This window comes from Saccharopolyspora flava, from assembly GCF_900116135.1.
GTDB lineage: Bacteria > Actinomycetota > Actinomycetes > Mycobacteriales > Pseudonocardiaceae > Saccharopolyspora > Saccharopolyspora flava.
The window spans coordinates 242095-258524 of sequence record NZ_FOZX01000009.1 but is presented as its reverse complement, the minus strand read 5'-3'; the positions used below and the strand labels follow the sequence as shown (position 1 = coordinate 258524).

Below are 16430 nucleotides of genomic sequence, written 5' to 3'. Positions count from 1 at the left end.
GGGCTGATCGCTACGTTGAGGAGATCCTGGTCTAGACAACGTTGTCCATCGGGAGGTCTTCCTGTGCGACGCCAGCACGCCGTCAAGACCGTTCGACGACCCCACGTTCCCGGCAGACTCGCGGCGGCCGCCCTCGCCGCGGCGACCGCGCTCGCACTGGCCCCGGCGGCCGATGCGGCGATCGACGATCCGGCCCAGTACGTCAACCCGTTCGTCGGAACGCGGCCCGGCGGGCCCGATTTCGGCCACGGCGGCGGCGCGGGCAACACCTTCCCCGGCGCGGTGGCACCGTTCGGGATGATGCAGTTCAGCCCGGACACCGCGACCTACCAGCACGGCGGCTACTCCTACGACGACGACCGCATCCGCGGTTTCAGCCTCACCCACCTCTCCGGCGCGGGCTGCGGGGACTTCGGCAACGTCCCGTTCATGCCGGTCCTCGGCGACTCCCCGGTGGCCGACTACTCCTTCTTGCACGACAACGAGTCCGCCTCCCCCGGCGCCTACGACGTCACCTTCGACAACGGGTTGCGGGCCGAGCTGTCGGCCACGCAGCGCTCCGGCGTCGCGCGGTTCACCTACCCGCAGGGGCAGCCCGCCGGGTTGTCGGTGGACGCGGCGAAGGCGTTCAACGACGCCACCGGGTCGCTCCAGATCGGCCCGAACAGCATCAGCGGCTACAGCGACGGCGGCGGGTTCTGCGGTGCCGACAACCACTACCGCGTGTACTTCCACGCGACCTTCGACCGCGACTTCACCCACCGCGAGGTCGACGGCGGCCGGGCGTTCGTGCAGTTCGACACGGCGCAGGCGGCGAGCGTCGTCGGCCGGATCGGGATCTCCTTCGTCAGCGCCGATAACGCCCGCGCCAACGCCGAGACCGAGCAGTCCGGGCGCGGTTTCGACGAGATCCGCGACGGCACCCGCGCGGCGTGGAACGGGATGCTGGGGCGCATCGACGTCGGCGGCGGCAGCGACGAGGACCGGCGGCGCCTCTACACCGGCCTCTACCACTCGCTGCTGCACCCCAACGTGTTCAGCGACGTCAACGGCCAGTACGCGGGTTTCGACGGCCAGGTGCACCGAGCGGCCGAGGGGCACGCGCAGTACGCGAACTACTCGGGCTGGGACGTCTACCGGTCGCAGCTGCCGCTGGTGGCGCTGCTCGCCCCGGACATCGCCTCCGACATCGCGCAGTCGGCGGTGAACCAGTCCGAGCAGGGCGGCTACTTCGACCGCTGGACGGTCGCCAACGGCGGCACCGGGGTGATGGTCGGCGACCCGCTGCCGATCATGGTGGCGAGCGCGCACGCGTTCGGCGCAACGGATTTCGACACCGCCGCCGCCCTGCGCGAGATGCGCGAAGGAGCCACCAACGACGACGAGCGGCCCGGTCACGACGAGTACGACTCGCTGGGGCACATCCCGCCGGGCGTGGAGGGCGCCACCGAGTCGGTGTCGACGACGCTGGAGTACGCCAGCGCCGACTTCGCGATCTCGCAGTTCGCCGGGCGGCTGGGCGACACCGCCGCGCACGACGAGTTCCTGGGCAGGGCGCAGAACTTCGCGAACCTGTTCAACCCGGGCAACGGCTACCTGCAGCCGCGCAACGCCGACGGCTCGTTCACCTCGTTCGACCCGGTGCAGCACGAGGAGTACACCGAGGGCAACGGCGCCCAGTACACGTGGATGGTGCCGTTCAACCACCGCGGCCTGTTCGACCTGATGGGCGGGAACGAGAAGGTGGTGCCGCGACTGGACGAGTTCTTCGCCGAGCTCAACGCCGGTCCCGACGCCCCGCACGCCTACCTGGGCAACGAGCCGTCGCTGAACACCCCGTGGGCCTACGCCTACGCGGGCCGGCCGGACCGGACCCAGGACGTGGTCCGGCGGGCGCTGACGTCGCTGTTCACCTCCGCGCCGGACGGCGAGGTCGGCAACGACGACCTCGGCCAGATGTCGTCGTGGTCGGTGTGGGCCTCGATCGGGATGTACCCGCAGGCACCGGGCCGCTCGGAGCTGGTGCTGGCCAGCCCGATCTTCTCCTCGGTGCGCATCGACCGCGGCAACGGCACGACCATCGACATCAGCGCGCCCGGTGCCTCGGAGAACGCCAAGTACGTCAGCGGGTTGCGCCTCGACGGTGCCGAGAGCTCGAAGCCGTGGGTGGGTGAGGACTTCGTCGCCTCCGGCGGCGCCCTCGACTTCACCGTCGGCGAGCAGCCCTCCCCCACCTGGGGCCGCGCGCCGCAGGACGCCCCGCCGTCCTACGGCGCCCCGAGCTGAGCCCCGGCGGGTGCCGGCCCTGCCCGGGCCGGCACCCGCGACGTGATTCACCCGGCCGGATCAGATTGAACTCCGCGCGGAACGGGAATCCGCCATCGAGGCCCGAAGATCCCGACGCCCCTGGAGCGAGGTGAGCCCACCATGACCCATCCACCCGACCCCGACCGCGTGCAGCCCTTCCTCAAGGAGGTGCACTACCCGGTGAGCAAGGCCGAACTCGTGCACATCGCCGAGGAGCAGGGCGTGGACAGCGAGGTGCTGCGCGCGGTCCGCCTCGTCCCCGACCGGACCTACGAGACGGACGAGGAAGTCCGCGACGAGGTCGCGTTCGGCAGCTGAGTCAGCTCGCCGGCGCGACCCGGCTCAGCACCAGCAGCGTCACGTCGTCCCCGGCGGGCGCCGAGCTCACCAGCCGGTTCATCACCGAGGCGCACACCTCGTCCGCCGGGGCGCAGGTGACGGCCTCGCGGAGGGCCTTGAGACCGATGTCGATCGGCTGCTCGCGGCGTTCCACGAGCCCGTCGGTGTAGAAGCACACCACCGACTCCGGCGGCACCTCGATCGCGGTCGAGCGGCGCTCCCGCCGGGACACCTCGACGCCCACCGGCGGGTCCACCGGCGCCTCGACGACGTCGGCTCGCCCGCCCGGCTGCGCCATCACCGGCGCCAGGTGCCCGGCCAGCGAGAACCGCAGCCCGGCGGTCTCCGGGTCGTAGAGCGCGTAGGAGACGCTCGCCATCGCGTCCGGCTCGAAGTGGGTGACCTTGCGGTCGAGCTTGTGCAGCACCCGGGCCGGGTCCTCGCCGTCCAGCGCGTAGGCGCGCAGCGCGCTGCGCAGCCGTCCCATGACCACGGCGGCGGACAGGCCGTGCCCGACCACGTCGCCGACGACGATGCCGATGCGGCCCGAGGGAAGCCGGAACACGTCGTACCAGTCGCCGCCGATGCCGTGGTCGGCGCCGCCGACGTAGCGACCGTCCATCGTGGCGCCCGGGATCGCGGGCAGCTTCCCCGGGAGCAGGCTGTGCTGCAGGACGGTGGCGGCGATGCGCTCGGCGCGCGAGGACCCCACCTGCGACACCGAGGCGATCCGGTCGGCCGCGACCCGCACCAGCTGCGCGTCCTGATCGTCGAAGCCGTCCTCCCTCGTCGCGCCGACGCACAGCACCCCGATCGTCTCGCCACCGGCGACCATCGGGGCACCGGCCAGCGAGCGAATCCCGTTGTCCCGCAACGCTCGGCTGATCAGGAGCGCATCGGTGACCCGGTTGAACACGCGGGCCTGGCCGCAGGAGAGCACCGCTCCGGCGAAACCGTGGCCCACCGGCATCCGCACGCCCTGCTTGACGTCGTCGTCGATGCCCACGGCGGCGGTGGCGATGAGCTCCTCGCCGTCCGGGTCCAGCAGCAGCACGGTCGCCATGTCCACGCCCAGCACGTCGCGGACGCGGGCGAGGATCTCCCGCAGCAGGTCGTCGACGTCCAGGTGGGCCAGCGAGGTGTCCGTGACCAGTTCGATGCGCCGCAACCGCTCCTCGGCGGACGAGTCCGAGGAAGCACGCATGTCCGCCAGCATAGCGCCACCTCGCTCCCCGGCCCGGGCACGAAGACCCGGGTCCCGTCGCGCATCTTTGCCAGGAATACCGCCGCCCACCATCATGGGAACCATGGAATCCGACATCAACGAACCCCGAGCACCTTTCAGCGCGGTGGCCGAGTGGTCGGACCGCACCCTGTTCGTCACCGCCACCGGCGAGGTCGAACTGGTCAACGCACCGCAGCTGGAGTCGGTGCTCAACCAGGCCGTCGAGGACCGGCCCGACGTCCTCGTGCTCGACATCACGGCGGTGTCGTTCCTGTCCTCGGCCGGTCTCGCCGTGCTCGTGCGCACCCACCGCGACGCCGGGGCGCGCGGCACCCGGTTCCGGGTCGTGGCCAACAACCCGGCCACGCTGCGCCCCATCCAGCTGATGGGGCTGGACCAGGAGTTCGAGGTCTACAGCGACCGGGAAGGCGCCCTGCAGGGCGCTCCGGGTTCGTGAGCGACCGGGTTCGCCGGGACCGAGCCGGACATTCGTGAGGACGTAGAGCTATGGCATCCGCTCAGCCAGGCGGGCCGGAGGCGGACCCCGCGGTGGAGGCACTGCGGCGGCACGGCGTGCCCGCCTCCGCCGGGAACCTGCCGGTGCTGCGCGACGAGGTGGACGGGTGGGCCCGGGCGGCCGGGCTCGGCGACGAGATCGTCGAATCCCTGGCGCTGGCCACCTACGAGGCGATGGCCAACGCGGTGGAGCACGCCTATGCCGACGGCGACGGGGTGTTCGACCTGGACGCGGTGCGCGACCCGAGCGGCATCGAGATCACCGTCACCGATCACGGCAGCTGGCGTCCCCCGCAGGACAGCGACCCGCTGCGGCAGCGCGGCCTGCCGCTGATCGAGCGGCTCGCCGACGAAGCGGTCGTGACCTCCGGTCAGCGCGGCACCCGCGTGCAGATGCGCTGGGCCGTCCCGACGCGCCGCGACGACGTGACCACCGCCGACGCCTGATCCCCGCGATCCTGTGTGAGTTCCGGGTCCTGCGGGTACTCCCGAGATCGACGGCATGATCAACGTACCTCGACGGGGGTGAGCATGACCGCCACGACTCGGCTTCCCAAACCGACCAGCGAATCCTGGCAGTGGCAGCTGCGCGCGGCGTGCCGGGACCTGCGGACCAGCCGCTTCTTCCACCCCGACCACGAGCGCGGCGAGCGGCGCGCCGAACGCGAGCGGCAGGCGAAGGCGGTCTGCCGGCGCTGCCCGGTGATGGCGCAGTGCCGCGAGCACGCGCTCCGGGCGCAGGAGCCCTACGGCGTGTGGGGCGGGCTCGGCGAGCAGGAGCGCCGGGCGCTGCTGGGAACGCGCCGTCGCGCCGCGGCGGCCTGACAGCGCGGTGGGTTCCCCGTTCGGGGTGGGACCACGCGCACCAGGTTTCACCTCCCGCCTCGGCGGTTATCTCGGGAGCAGACCGCACGGCGCCGGAAGGCTGGTGAACATGGTTCGGTTCGGGTACACGCTGATGACGGAGCAGTCGGGTCCGCGCGAGCTGGTCGAGCAGGCCTCGGCCGCCGAGCGCGCGGGCTTCGACTTCGCGGTGATGAGCGACCACTACTCGCCGTGGCTCGACGAGCAGGGCCACTCCCCCTACGCGTGGAGCGTGCTGGGGGCCGTGGCGCAGGTGACCGAGGGCATGGACCTGATGAGCTTCGTCACCGCGCCGATCATGCGCTACCACCCGGCGATCGTGGCGCAGAAGGCCGCGACGATCGGGTTGCTCTCCGACGACCGGTTCACCCTCGGCCTGGGTGCCGGGGAGAACCTCAACGAGCACGTGATCGGCCGTGGCTGGCCGCCGGTGAACGTGCGCCACGAGATGCTCACCGAGGCGCTGCGGATCATCGCCTCGCTGTTCGAGGGCGGCTACGTGAACTTCACCGGCGACCACTACCGGGTGGATTCGGCGAAGCTGTGGGACCTGCCCGAGCGGCGGGTGCCGATCGCCACCGCGGTCTCGGGTGATCAGTCGGTGCGCCGGTTCGCCCCGCTGTCGGACGCGATGATCGCGGTGCAGCCCGAGTCCTCGCTGTGCGAGGGCTGGGACCGGGCGGTCGGCGCGGGCGCCCGGAAGTTCGGCCAGCAGCCGATCTGCTGGGACCCGTCGGAGGAAGCCGCGGCCAAGCGCGCCTGGTCGCAGATGCGCTGGTTCTCCTCGGGCTGGAAGGTCAACTCCGAACTGCCCGGCCCGGCGGGTTTCGCGGGAGCCACGCAGCACGTGCGCCTGGAGGACGTCACCTCGGGCATCCCGTGCGGACCGGACGTCGACGCCATGGTGGAGTCGATTTCGGCGTACTGGAAGGCCGGTTTCACCGACATCGCGCTGGTGCAGGTCGGCGTGGACGAGGACCGCGCGGGCTTCTTCGGCTTCGCCCGCGAGAAGCTGCTGCCCGCCCTCCGCGAGGCCGCACCGCAGTGACACCGGGAGGTCCGATTCGTTCCACCCCACCCGAATTCGACCCTGTCGGCGTGTTTGACCGCTGCCGGGAACGTCAACCCGAGTGGTGCGGAACATCTGTCGACGACGGCTGAGAGGACACGACCATGGCCGGTGACCGGATTCGTCAACTGACCAAGCGGGTGCGCGACGGCATCGCCCAGCACGCTCCCGCCAAGCCGAAGGACGAGGCCACGGCCCGCAACGACGAGCAGCACCGTTCCGGGCGGGCGAACTCGCTGCTGGACACGGGCCCGCGCGTGCCACCCCAGACCGGCCCGCACAAGAAGCGCTGACCAGCTGAAGCGGTGGCGCCCCGGTTCTCCCGGGGCGCCACCGCTTCACGAGGTCCTGGGATCAGCGACCGCGGCGGCGAACCCGGGTGCCGGTGTTCCGGACGGCGAGTTCCTCTGGAAGGGACAGTTTTTGCCAGAACCGCCGCCTTTCGATGCCCGAAATGTCCGGACAGTTCTGGCAAAAACTGTCCCCTGGTGCGCACCGGCACCAGGGGAGCCCCGAGGTTTCCGGCCCCGGGTCAGGCGGTTTGGGGTTCGAGGAGGATCTTGATGGCGCCGTCCTCCTTGCGCTGGAAGATGTCGTAGCCGCGCGGCGCGTCCCGCAGCGGCAGGTGATGGGTGGCCAGGTCCTCGACTCCCAGCGGATCGGACTCGTCGCCCACCAGCGGCATCAGGTCCGGGATCCAGCGCTTCACGTGCGCCTGGCCCATGGCGATGCGCACGCCCTTGTCGAACAGGGTCAGCATCGGCATCGGGTCGGCCATGCCGCCGTAGACGCCGCTGAGCGAGATCGTGCCGCCGCGACGCACGCAGTCGATGCACTGGTACAGCACCGAGAGCCGGTCCACGCCGGCCGTCGACATCAGGCGTTCGGACACCGCGTCCGGCAGCACGCTCGCGACCTTCTGCCCCAGCTCGGCGACCGGGGACCCGTGGGCTTCCATGCCCACCGCGTCGATGACCGAATCGGCGCCGCGACCGTCGGTGAGTTCGCGCACCACTTCGGCGACGTCGTCGTGCTCGCTCGCGTCGATGGTACGGATCCCGTGCCGCTGAGCCATGTTGAGCCGTTCGGGCACGATGTCCACGGCGATCGGCTGGAACCCGTGGTGCTGCGCGATGCGCGCGGCCATCTGCCCGATCGGGCCGAGGCCGAAGACCACGACGGTGCCGCCGCGCGGGACGTCGGCGTACTCGACGGCCTGCCAGGCGGTGGGCAGCACGTCGGAGAGGTAGACGAATTGCTCGTCCGGTGGCCCTTCGGGCACCTTCACGGGGCCGAAGTGGGCCTGCGGCACTCGCAGGTACTCGGCCTGCCCACCGGGCACGCTGCCGTAGAGCCTCGTGTAGCCGAACAGCGCCGCCCCGCTGCCCTGCTCGCTGACCTGCGTGGTCTCGCACTGGGCGAACAAGCCGCGCTCGCACATCCAGCACTGGCCGCAGGAGATGTTGAACGGGACCACGACCCGGTCACCGGGCGCGATGTGCGACACCCCCGAGCCGGTCTCCTCCACGACTCCCATGGCCTCGTGGCCGAGCACGTCACCGGAGTCGAGGAACGGCCCCATGACCTCGTACAGGTGCAGGTCCGAGCCGCAGATCCCGCTGCTGGTGACGCGGATGACCGCGTCGGTGTCGGACTCCAGTCTCGGGTCGGGCACGTCGTCGACGCGCACGTCGCGCGGACCGTGCCAGGTCAGTGCCTTCACCTGCGACCTCCTCGGTGAATCGTCGTCTGCCACCAACGGCATTGCCGCCGGGCGAGGACGTCAAACCTGCGCACCGGGGACGGCCTCGCCGGCGCCGTTCGAGACGTTCCCGCGCACCGGCATCGGGCTTCGATCCCTGGATCTTCGCGGAAATCTCGCTGTGATCCGGTGTTTTCCCTCGAGTCACCTGAATGTCGGGATTGTTCGCCGGTGTTCGACCGTGTGACAGTGACGTGGCCTGTTGTGCTTCCGGAGCGGAGAAGCCGATGCCGTTGCACCGAGTCGCTTTCGCAGCCCTGGCCGCCGTGACCACCTGCTTGTCCGTCGTTCCCGCGTCGACCGCCGAGCCCGACGACGACCTCGCGGCGACACCGCCGATGGGCTGGAACTCGTGGAACACCTTCGGCTGCGACATCAACGAGCAGCTCATCCGGGAGACCGCCGACGCGCTGGTGTCCTCGGGGATGCGCGACGCCGGGTACCGCTACGTCAACATCGACGACTGCTGGGCCGAGCCGGAGCGCGACGCCTCCGGGCGGTTGCAGCCGCACCACGAGCGCTTTCCCGGCGGCATCGCCGCGATCGCCGACTACGTGCACGAACGCGGGATGAAGCTGGGGATCTACACCAGCGCGGGCACCCGCACCTGCGCCGACACCATGCCCGGCGCGCTCGGTCACGAGGAGACCGACGCGACCACGTTCGCCGAGTGGGGCGTGGACTACCTCAAGTACGACAACTGCAACAACCAGGGCGTTCCCGCGACCGAGCGCTACACGACGATGGGCGAGGCGCTGCGCGCCACCGGCAGGCCGATCGTGTACTCGGTGTGCGAGTGGGGTGAGAACGCGCCGTGGGAGTGGGCTCCCGGCGTGGGCGCGCACCTGTGGCGCACGACCGACGACATCCGCCCGGTGTGGGAAACCGGCAACACCAACGACTTCCCGATGGGCGTGGTCGACATCATCGACTTCAACCGGGATCTCGCGCGCTACGCCGGCCCGGGCGACTGGAACGACCCGGACATGCTGGAGGTCGGCGTCCACGACGTCGACGGCTACCCGGGCCTGACCGACGACGAGGCGCGCGCCCACTTCGGCATGTGGGCGATGATGGCCTCCCCGCTCATCGCGGGCAACGACGTCCGCTCCATGCCCGACGAGGTCCGCGACATCCTCACCAACCCCGAGGTCATCGCGATCGACCAGGACTCCCTCGGCGCCCAGGGCACCCCGATCCGCGACGACGGGGACCAGGAGATCTGGCTCAAACCCCTCGCCAACGGCGACAAGGCACTGGCCCTGTTCAACCGGTCCAACACCCCCGCCACCATCACGACCACCACCTCGGAGATCGGCGCACCCGGCCCCGCCACCCTCCGAAACCTCTGGACCCGCACCGAAACCACCACGACGGCCGACATCACCGCCGACGTCCCCGCCCACGCAGCGGTCCTCCTCCGCGCCACCCCCCACTGACGCTCTCCCCCTGGCTCCCTCCCCCACCCGTGCGTCCCCCGGTCGAAAACCCCGGTTTTCGTCGGGTCGAATACCGCAGTTTTTGACCCGACGAATACCGGAGGTTTTGACCCGATGACGGCGGACCGGGGCGGGAGGGGTCAGGTTGTGCCGCGCCAGTGGAGGGTTTCGAGGGCGGCCGCGACCGCCAGGGCGTTCTCGGTGAGGGGGCGCGGGAGGAGGTCGTCGGCCCTGGCCAGGCGGCGCAGGACCGTGTTGCGGTGGGTGTAGAGGAGTTCGGCGGTGCGGGTGGTGCTGCCCAGCTCGCGGACGTAGGTGAGCACCGCCGCCCGGGTGTCGGCGTCGGCGTGCTGGAGGTCGCCGAGGGTGTCGGCGAGGAACTCCTCGGTCTGGGTCGGCTCGCTGGTCAGCAGCGACACCAGCTGCACGTCCTGGTAGCGGGCGACCTGCTGCGGTGAGGTGAGCCGGGCGAGCATCCGCTGCGTGGTGGCGGCGTCGAGGTGGCTGCGGCGGAATCCCTCGACGCCGTTGCCGGGCCTGCCGACGGCGACGTGGACGTCGGGGTGGTCGACCAGCCGCGCAGTGAGCTCGGCGGCGGACGGCGGGGTCGCCACCGGCAGCCACACCCACATGGCGGCGGCGCTGGCGATGACATTGAGCCGGTGGTCGGCGCCCGCGGCGCGCATCACCGCCTCGGCGGCGGCCTCGAGGTGCTCCGAACCGCTCGCCGCGCTCCAGACGATGGCGGCGGTGTGCGGGCCGGCGAGCCGGTAGCCGAGTTGGTTCTCGGCGCGGGCCCGCCCGATCGGCGCCCCCTCCAGCAGCAGCGTCACGGCGGCGCGACGCTCGGCGTGCGCACCGCGGGTGAGCTCGTCGCGCTCGTGCTGCATCCGCTCGCTGACCGCGGTGACGGTGTCGTCGATGAAGGTCCCGATGGACACCGCGGAGACGTCGAGCAGTTCCCGCAGGTCGCCGGGATCGTCGGTGAGCTCGAAGACGATCTCGATCCAGCGCCGCCACGCGACGTTCTGCGCGGTCCGGTAGGAGTCCAGCGCGGTCTCGTCCAGGCCCCGTCGCACCAGGTCGCGGGCGGCTTCGAGGAGTTCGGAGCCGGTGTTGGCCGGGACCCGGCGGCCGGGGTTCTGGACGTTGGCGGCGGCCCAGTGCAGCAGGTTGGCGAGGTTGGCGCGGCGGGTGGCCGCGGCCAGCGCCGGGTCCTCGGCGACCAGCCGCACCCGGGCCCCGCCGAGCGCGGCGGCGTGCAGCTCCTCGACCCACTCGGCGTGCGGGTTGAGCGCGATCTCGGCTCCGCGCCGGAACAGCTCCCGCGCTCGCGGGGACAGGCTCGGCCACTCGGACGCAGCGTTGTGCACCATCCCGGCATGATCCTGGTGCATGTCGCTGTGGCGCAACCCAGCGGGCCGCAGGCACGCTCAGGAGGCATCGGCAGTCCGTCCACACGGGGGAGCAACCAGCAGTGACCACCACCGACACCTCGGTCGAACACCTCGACGTGCTCGTCGTCGGCGCGGGCATCTCCGGTATCGGCGCGGGCCGCTACCTCAAGACCTCGCACCCGGCGAAGACGTTCGCGATCCTGGAGGCGCGCGGCGCCTCGGGCGGCACCTGGGACCTGTTCCGCTATCCCGGCATCCGCTCCGACTCGGACCTGCACACCTTCGGCTACGAGTTCAAGCCGTGGCGCGACGAGGAGTCGATCGCCTCGGCCCCGCGCATCCTGAACTACCTGCGCGAGACGATCACCGAGAACGACCTGACCTCCCACATCCGCTTCCACCACAAGGTGGTCGGCGCCGAGTGGTCGACGGAGCGGGCCCGGTGGGTGGTCGAGGTCGAGAACCCCGAGACCGGGCAGCGGCACCGGCTCAGCGCGAACTGGATCTTCAGCGCGGGCGGCTACTACCGCTACGACGAGGGCTTCACCCCGCACTTCGAGGGCCGGGAGCGCTTCACCGGTCCGATCATCCACCCGCAGCACTGGCCGGAGGACCTGGACTACTCGGGCAAGAAGGTGCTGGTGATCGGCAGCGGCGCGACGGCGGTGACGCTGGTGCCCGCGATGGCCGCGACGGCCTCGCACGTGACGATGCTGCAGCGCACGCCGACCTACATCATGCCGGTGCCGAAGAAGGACGCGGTGGCCAACATCGCGGGCCGGCTGTTCGGCGCGGAGCGCGGCTACGCGATCGCGCGGCGCAAGAACATCCTGCAGCAGCGGCTGGTCTGGAGCTTCTGCCAGCGCTTCCCGAAGGCGGCGCGCAAGCTGATCCGCTTCGTCAACACCAGGGCGCTGCCCGCGGGCTATCCGGTGGACACGCACTTCAACCCGCCCTACGACCCGTGGGACCAGCGGTTGTGCGCGGTGCCCGACGGCGACCTGTTCCGGACGATCCGGCGAGGTGAGGCCTCGGTGGTGACCGATCGGATCGAGACCTTCACCGAGCGGGGCGTGCAGCTGACCTCCGGCGCGGAGATCGAGGCCGACGTCATCATCACCGCGACGGGCCTGAACGTGCAGCCGTTCGGCGGGGTCCCGCTCATCGTCGACGGGGAGCGGGTGAGCCTGCCGGACACCATCGCCTACAAGGGCATGATGCTCTCCGGCGTGCCGAACTTCGCCTTCGCGATCGGCTACACGAACTCGTCGTGGACACTGAAGATCGGTCTGCTGTGCGAGCACTTCTGCCGCCTGCTGACCCACATGGACCACTACGGCCTGGACATCTGCCGTCCCGAGCCCAGCGACCCGGCGATGCCCAAGCGCCCGTTCCTGGACTTCGGCGCCGGCTACATCCAGCGCGCGGTGGACCAGCTGCCCAAGCAGGGCGACCGGATGCCGTGGCTGACCTCGCTGAGCTACCACACCGACGTCAAGCTGCTGCGTTCCGACAGCGTCACCGATCCCGAGCTGCGCTTCGCCCGCGCCAAGACCGAGGCGGTGGCGCGGTGAGCGAGGACCGCTTCGTCGATCTGCCCGCCGGGCCCCGGATCTGCTACCGGGTGGACGGCCCGGAGGACGGCACGCCGCTGGTGCTCATCGCAGGCCTGGGGCTGGATCTGACGTCGTGGCCGCAGCGGTTCGTCGACGGGTTCACCGAACGCGGTTTCCGGGTGGTGCGCCTGGACAACCGCGACGCGGGCCGCTCGTCGCGCATCGACGCTCCCCCGCCGGGACGGCTGCGGCAGCTGCTGGCGCGGCCGCGTCCGGACGCCTACGACCTGGGCGACATGACCGCCGACACCGTCGGCCTGCTCGACCACCTGGGGCTGGAGCGGGTCGAGCTGGTGGGGATGTCGATGGGCGGCATGATCGCGCAGACGATCGCCGCGCGGCACCCCGCCCGGGTCGGCTCGCTGACCTCGATCTTCTCCACCACGGGCGCGCGCAAGGTGGGCCAGCCCGCCCGGTCGACGCTGGTGCGGATGGCCAAGGGCCCGACGCACACCGTCGAGGAGTCGGTGGAGCGGCACCTGTGGATGCTGCGGCACATCGGCTCGGCGTCGTTCCCGCCGGACGACGACCTGGAGCGCGCGTGGGCCGCCGGGTTGTGGGAGCGCGGCGGTGCCCGGGCGAAGGAGGGACGCCCGCGGCAGATCGGGGCGATCCACGCCAGCGGTGACCGCACCGCCGAACTGCGCCGGATCACCGCGCCCACGCTGGTGATCCACGGCGACACCGACCGGATGGTGCACGTCAGCGGCGGTCGCGCGACGGCGGCGGCGATCCCGGGTGCCCGCTACGTCGAGATCGACGGCATGGGGCACCACATCGCGCCCGGTCTGATCGACCGGCTGGTGGCGATGACCACCGATCACATCGGCACTGCGACGAAGGAGACGGCCTGATGAGCAAGGTGCGCGGCAAGGTCGCGGTGGTCACCGGCGCGGGTTCGGGCATCGGGCGCGAGGTGGCGTTCGAGCTGGCCCGCCGGGGTGCGCGGGTGGCGGTGTCGGACGTCGACGAGGCCGGTCTGGCCGACACGGTGCAGCGGCTGGCGGCGATGGGCGTCGAGGCGCACTCGGCCCGGCTGGACGTCAGCGACCGGGAGGCGGTGGAGGCCTACGCGGCGTCGGTGGCGGCGCACTTCGGCGCGGTGCACCAGGTGTACAACAACGCCGGCATCGCGGCGGGCGGGGCGCTCGCCGACAACGACTGGGAGACCTACGACAAGGTGCTGGGCGTCAACCTGTTCGGGGTGATCCACGGCAGCAAGGCGTTCCTGCCGCACCTGATCGCCTCCGGTGACGGGCACCTGGTCAACGTCTCCAGCCTCAACGGCATCATGGGCCAGTCGCGCATGACCGCCTACTGCGCCAGCAAGTTCGGGGTGCGCGGGTTCACCGAGAGCCTGCGCGCCGAGATGCTCCTGGCCGGGCACCCGGTGCGGGTGACGGTGGTGCATCCCGGCGGGGTGCGCACCAACATCGCCTCGTCGGGGCTGGCGGACGCGCGGCGGCGCGGCGAGGTCACGCCCGAGGAGGAGGCCCGGGTGCGCACCTACAACGAGAAGCTGCTGAAGATGCCGCCGCAGCAGGCCGCCCGGATCATCCTCGACGGCGTCGAGGCGGGCAAGGAGCGGGTGCTGGTCGGCAACGACGCGAAGTTCGTGGACCTGCTGGTCAGACTGGTGCCGCGGCTCTACCCGGCGCTGGCGGCGAGGTTCGAGCGGCGTCGCTTCTCGCGGATGTGAGCTCGCGGCGGATCTCGTCGGCGGTGAGGTCCGCCCACCCGAGCCGTTCGAGGGTCCTTCCGCTGCGGCGGAAGGACTTCCCGGACAGCGTGGACATGACGGTGATGATGGAGCCGACCATCGGCGTGGCCACCTCCGCGCGCTCGGCCAGCGCTTCCAGCGGTACCAGCGTCGAGGCGATGTCCTCGTGCAGGAACCGGTGGTCCAGCGAGGCGGGCGCGAGGATGGTCCGGTAGGGCTCGGCGCTGCGCATCGCCTCCAGCAGGCCCGTGGTCGTGCAGCCGTAGTAGCGGTCCAGGACCTCCGGCATCGGGGTCAGCGCGGCGCCGTAGGCCTCGGCGACGGCGCGGAACTCCCGCTCCACCTCGGTCAGCAGCGCGACCGTCCGGTCCGAGAGCCCGTCGAGGTAGAACAGCAGCTCCTCGCCCCGGTCGATGGTGCCCAGGTTGGCCAGCGCGATCGGGGCGTGCGCGACGGCCCCGAAGTCGGTGAGTCCTCTGTGGACCAGGTTGTCGGCGATCTCGAGCTGCGGGAACCACTCCCGGATCATCGGCGCGCACCGGTCGACCGCGCCGGGGGTGGCCCCGGAGATCAGGTTCCAGCGCTTGGTGCCGAGCACCCGCACCCCGTCGTCGCCGTCGGGCCGCGCGGCGAACAGCGCGTCGGTCTCCACCACGTCGATCCCCGCAGCCCCGGACCTGCTCAGCGCGGCGGCGAATTCCCTCGAGCCGCACAACTTCCCGGAGAACAGCACGACCACGTGGTCGGCGGTCAGGTGCGGCCCCAGCGACTCCGCGATCGCCGGGTAGGCGGTGGTGATCGCGGCGACGACCACCACCCGGCACCGCGCCGCCAGCTCCCCCGGATCGTCGGTGACCTGCTCGACCGGGAACGACCCCCGCAGCTCACCGGAGGTGCGGATCGTCCCGGAGTCCCGAATCCCGCGCACCCGTGCGGGTTCTCGGGTGCACAACCGCACCCGGCGCCCCCGCTCGGACAGGCACGCGGCCACGGCCAGACCTTCGCCACCCGCTCCGATCACGCCGACCTCGCCCATGCCGGTCTCTCCCTTCGCGATCGACCCACGTCCAGGTGGTCGGCCCGAGCCCCACCTCCGGTTCCCGCGATCCGTATGACCCGCCCCACAACGCGGGGTCAGGGCTGCGGCTGCCACCCGAGGCGAGGGCCGAGGTGGGTTGCGATGTCGGTGAGGATCTGGACGTAGTCCTCGTGGTCGAAGGTGAACGGCAGGGCGAAGGCCACCTCGTCGACCTCGCGGAATCCGGCGTGGGCGTGGAGCTGTTCGGCGATCTCCTCGGAGGTGCCGAGCAGATCGCGGGCGAAGAACAGCCGTGCGGGTCCCTGCGGGGTGGTGGTGCGCGGGGTGCGGCGCTCGACGTAGTCGGCGTACTTCGCCCGCTGCTCCGGGGTGGCAGAGTCGGTCGGGATCACCACGAGGCCCTGCGACACCCGCGCCCGCTCGCCGTCGGGATGGTGGGCCCGGAAGGTGCGGACGAGGTCGCGCTGGATCTCGGCGAAGTCCTCGGACTCCTCGGCCTTGACGACGCTGCTGATCAGCAGGTTCATGCGGTGCTCACCCGCCCAGCGCGCCGAGCCGAGGCTGCCGCCGCCGTACCAGAGCCGCGAGCCGAGGCCAGGCGAGTGCGGCTGCACCCGGTCGGAGTACTCCTCGAAGCCCTCCGTCCCGCTCCACCCGGTCACCGGCTCGCCGCGCACGTGCGCGAGCAGCCGCGCCACCCGCTCGTAGCCGAAGTCCTCCTGCTCGGCGCTGTCCGGGTACAGCGCTCCCTTGACCTCGTCGTAGTCGCGGGGCCGCCCCACGCTGAGACCGGGGTTGAGCCGGCCGCCGGAGAGCACGTCGACGGTGGCCAGGTCCTCGGCCAGCCGCAGCGGGTTCTCCCAGCCCAGCGGCGTGACGGCGGTGCCCAGCTGGATGCGCGTGGTGCGCTGCGACGCCGCGGCCAGCACCGCGACCGGCGAGGAGATCCCGAACTGGAGGTGCCGGTGCCGCACCCAGGCGCTGTCGAACCCGAGCCGCTCCCCCAGCTCGATGATCCGCAACGTGCTCTCGTGACCGGCCCCGGGATCCCCCTCGTCGAACAACCCGATGGTGAGGAACCCCAGATGACGCAACGCTTCACCTTCGACAGGCACGTGCCCTCCCTCTCAACAAGCG

At 71.4% G+C, this 16430-nt stretch carries 16 protein-coding genes; 11 read left to right on the top strand and 5 right to left on the bottom strand.

Features of this window, described 5'->3' with window-relative positions; all coding sequences use genetic code 11:
- Positions 1–63: 63 nt before the first annotated feature.
- On the top strand, positions 64–2286 hold the full coding sequence (locus BM424_RS23300) for a GH92 family glycosyl hydrolase (RefSeq protein WP_093421872.1): 2223 nt from the start codon (positions 64–66) through the stop codon (positions 2284–2286).
- 141 nt (positions 2287–2427) lie between these two features.
- Complete coding sequence (locus BM424_RS23295; protein ID WP_093421869.1) at positions 2428–2625, top strand: DUF2795 domain-containing protein; 198 nt, start codon at positions 2428–2430, stop codon at positions 2623–2625.
- Position 2626: 1 nt separating this feature from the next.
- On the opposite strand, the gene BM424_RS23290 is transcribed toward BM424_RS23295, so the two are convergent.
- Positions 2627–3850: a PP2C family protein-serine/threonine phosphatase gene (locus BM424_RS23290; RefSeq protein WP_093422028.1), complete on the bottom strand. Its 1224-nt coding sequence runs from the start codon at positions 3848–3850 to the stop codon at positions 2627–2629.
- Between the two features lie 103 nt (positions 3851–3953).
- Here BM424_RS23290 and BM424_RS23285 point away from each other — a divergent pair, with 103 nt between their 5' ends.
- The 5 genes from BM424_RS23285 to BM424_RS23265 all read left to right on the top strand — a co-directional run bounded on the left by BM424_RS23285 (position 3954) and on the right by BM424_RS23265 (position 6613).
- Entirely contained in the window at positions 3954–4328 is a 375-nt protein-coding gene (locus tag BM424_RS23285) for an STAS domain-containing protein (protein ID WP_175548226.1), read from the top strand.
- Positions 4329–4378: 50 nt separating this feature from the next.
- A complete protein-coding gene (locus BM424_RS23280; RefSeq protein ID WP_093421864.1) occupies positions 4379–4834 on the top strand; it encodes an ATP-binding protein in 456 nt (151 codons plus the stop codon).
- Positions 4835–4918: 84 nt separating this feature from the next.
- Positions 4919–5212 carry a WhiB family transcriptional regulator gene (locus tag BM424_RS23275; protein WP_093421861.1) on the top strand — a complete coding sequence of 98 codons (294 nt, stop codon included), beginning with the start codon at positions 4919–4921 and terminating at the stop codon, positions 5210–5212.
- 109 nt (positions 5213–5321) lie between these two features.
- Complete coding sequence (locus BM424_RS23270; protein WP_093422026.1) at positions 5322–6299, top strand: TIGR03557 family F420-dependent LLM class oxidoreductase; 978 nt, start codon at positions 5322–5324, stop codon at positions 6297–6299.
- Between the two features lie 125 nt (positions 6300–6424).
- Positions 6425–6613 (top strand): hypothetical protein, encoded by a 189-nt coding sequence (locus BM424_RS23265; protein ID WP_093421859.1) that lies wholly within the window; start codon positions 6425–6427, stop codon positions 6611–6613.
- A 239-nt stretch (positions 6614–6852) separates the two neighbouring features.
- Here the strand turns inward: BM424_RS23265 and BM424_RS23260 are convergent, their stop codons facing one another.
- Positions 6853–8043 carry a zinc-dependent alcohol dehydrogenase gene (locus BM424_RS23260; protein ID WP_093421856.1) on the bottom strand — a complete coding sequence of 397 codons (1191 nt, stop codon included), beginning with the start codon at positions 8041–8043 and terminating at the stop codon, positions 6853–6855.
- A 266-nt stretch (positions 8044–8309) separates the two neighbouring features.
- Here BM424_RS23260 and BM424_RS23255 point away from each other — a divergent pair, with 266 nt between their 5' ends.
- Positions 8310–9521, top strand: a complete 1212-nt coding sequence (locus BM424_RS23255) for a glycoside hydrolase family 27 protein (RefSeq protein ID WP_245776065.1) — start codon at positions 8310–8312, stop codon at positions 9519–9521.
- Between the two features lie 140 nt (positions 9522–9661).
- On the opposite strand, the gene BM424_RS23250 is transcribed toward BM424_RS23255, so the two are convergent.
- On the bottom strand, positions 9662–10897 hold the full coding sequence (locus BM424_RS23250) for a PucR family transcriptional regulator (RefSeq protein ID WP_093421854.1): 1236 nt from the start codon (positions 10895–10897) through the stop codon (positions 9662–9664).
- A 101-nt stretch (positions 10898–10998) separates the two neighbouring features.
- Between BM424_RS23250 and BM424_RS23245 the strand changes: the two genes are divergently transcribed.
- Genes BM424_RS23245 through BM424_RS23235 form a run of 3 tightly spaced genes read left to right on the top strand, consistent with a single transcriptional unit; the run spans position 10999 to position 14233 of the window.
- Positions 10999–12492, top strand: a complete 1494-nt coding sequence (locus BM424_RS23245) for a flavin-containing monooxygenase (RefSeq protein WP_093421851.1) — start codon at positions 10999–11001, stop codon at positions 12490–12492.
- Positions 12489–13388: an alpha/beta fold hydrolase gene (locus BM424_RS23240; RefSeq protein WP_093421849.1), complete on the top strand. Its 900-nt coding sequence runs from the start codon at positions 12489–12491 to the stop codon at positions 13386–13388. The genes BM424_RS23245 and BM424_RS23240 overlap by 4 nt, the downstream gene beginning before the upstream one ends.
- Positions 13388–14233, top strand: a complete 846-nt coding sequence (locus tag BM424_RS23235) for an SDR family NAD(P)-dependent oxidoreductase (protein WP_093421846.1) — start codon at positions 13388–13390, stop codon at positions 14231–14233. The genes BM424_RS23240 and BM424_RS23235 overlap by 1 nt, the downstream gene beginning before the upstream one ends.
- Here BM424_RS23235 and BM424_RS23230 read toward each other — a convergent pair.
- A complete protein-coding gene (locus BM424_RS23230; protein WP_093421844.1) occupies positions 14163–15290 on the bottom strand; it encodes an NAD/NADP-dependent octopine/nopaline dehydrogenase family protein in 1128 nt (375 codons plus the stop codon). The two genes, BM424_RS23235 and BM424_RS23230, sit on opposite strands and share 71 nt — an antisense overlap.
- 98 nt (positions 15291–15388) lie before the next feature.
- Positions 15389–16408 carry an LLM class flavin-dependent oxidoreductase gene (locus tag BM424_RS23225; RefSeq protein WP_093421841.1) on the bottom strand — a complete coding sequence of 340 codons (1020 nt, stop codon included), beginning with the start codon at positions 16406–16408 and terminating at the stop codon, positions 15389–15391.
- Positions 16409–16430: the final 22 nt, after the last annotated feature.

Coding starts and splice junctions, on each gene's coding strand:
- BM424_RS23290 (WP_093422028.1), bottom strand. CDS start 3,850: ATGCGTGCTTCCTCGGACTCGTCCGCCGAGGAGCGGTTGCGGCGCATC.
- BM424_RS23235 (WP_093421846.1), top strand. CDS start 13,388: ATGAGCAAGGTGCGCGGCAAGGTCGCGGTGGTCACCGGCGCGGGTTCG.
- BM424_RS23270 (WP_093422026.1), top strand. CDS start 5,322: ATGGTTCGGTTCGGGTACACGCTGATGACGGAGCAGTCGGGTCCGCGC.
- BM424_RS23230 (WP_093421844.1), bottom strand. CDS start 15,290: ATGGGCGAGGTCGGCGTGATCGGAGCGGGTGGCGAAGGTCTGGCCGTG.
- BM424_RS23275 (WP_093421861.1), top strand. CDS start 4,919: ATGACCGCCACGACTCGGCTTCCCAAACCGACCAGCGAATCCTGGCAG.
- BM424_RS23265 (WP_093421859.1), top strand. CDS start 6,425: ATGGCCGGTGACCGGATTCGTCAACTGACCAAGCGGGTGCGCGACGGC.
- BM424_RS23280 (WP_093421864.1), top strand. CDS start 4,379: ATGGCATCCGCTCAGCCAGGCGGGCCGGAGGCGGACCCCGCGGTGGAG.
- BM424_RS23255 (WP_245776065.1), top strand. CDS start 8,310: ATGCCGTTGCACCGAGTCGCTTTCGCAGCCCTGGCCGCCGTGACCACC.
- BM424_RS23250 (WP_093421854.1), bottom strand. CDS start 10,897: ATGGTGCACAACGCTGCGTCCGAGTGGCCGAGCCTGTCCCCGCGAGCG.
- BM424_RS23285 (WP_175548226.1), top strand. CDS start 3,954: ATGGAATCCGACATCAACGAACCCCGAGCACCTTTCAGCGCGGTGGCC.
- BM424_RS23295 (WP_093421869.1), top strand. CDS start 2,428: ATGACCCATCCACCCGACCCCGACCGCGTGCAGCCCTTCCTCAAGGAG.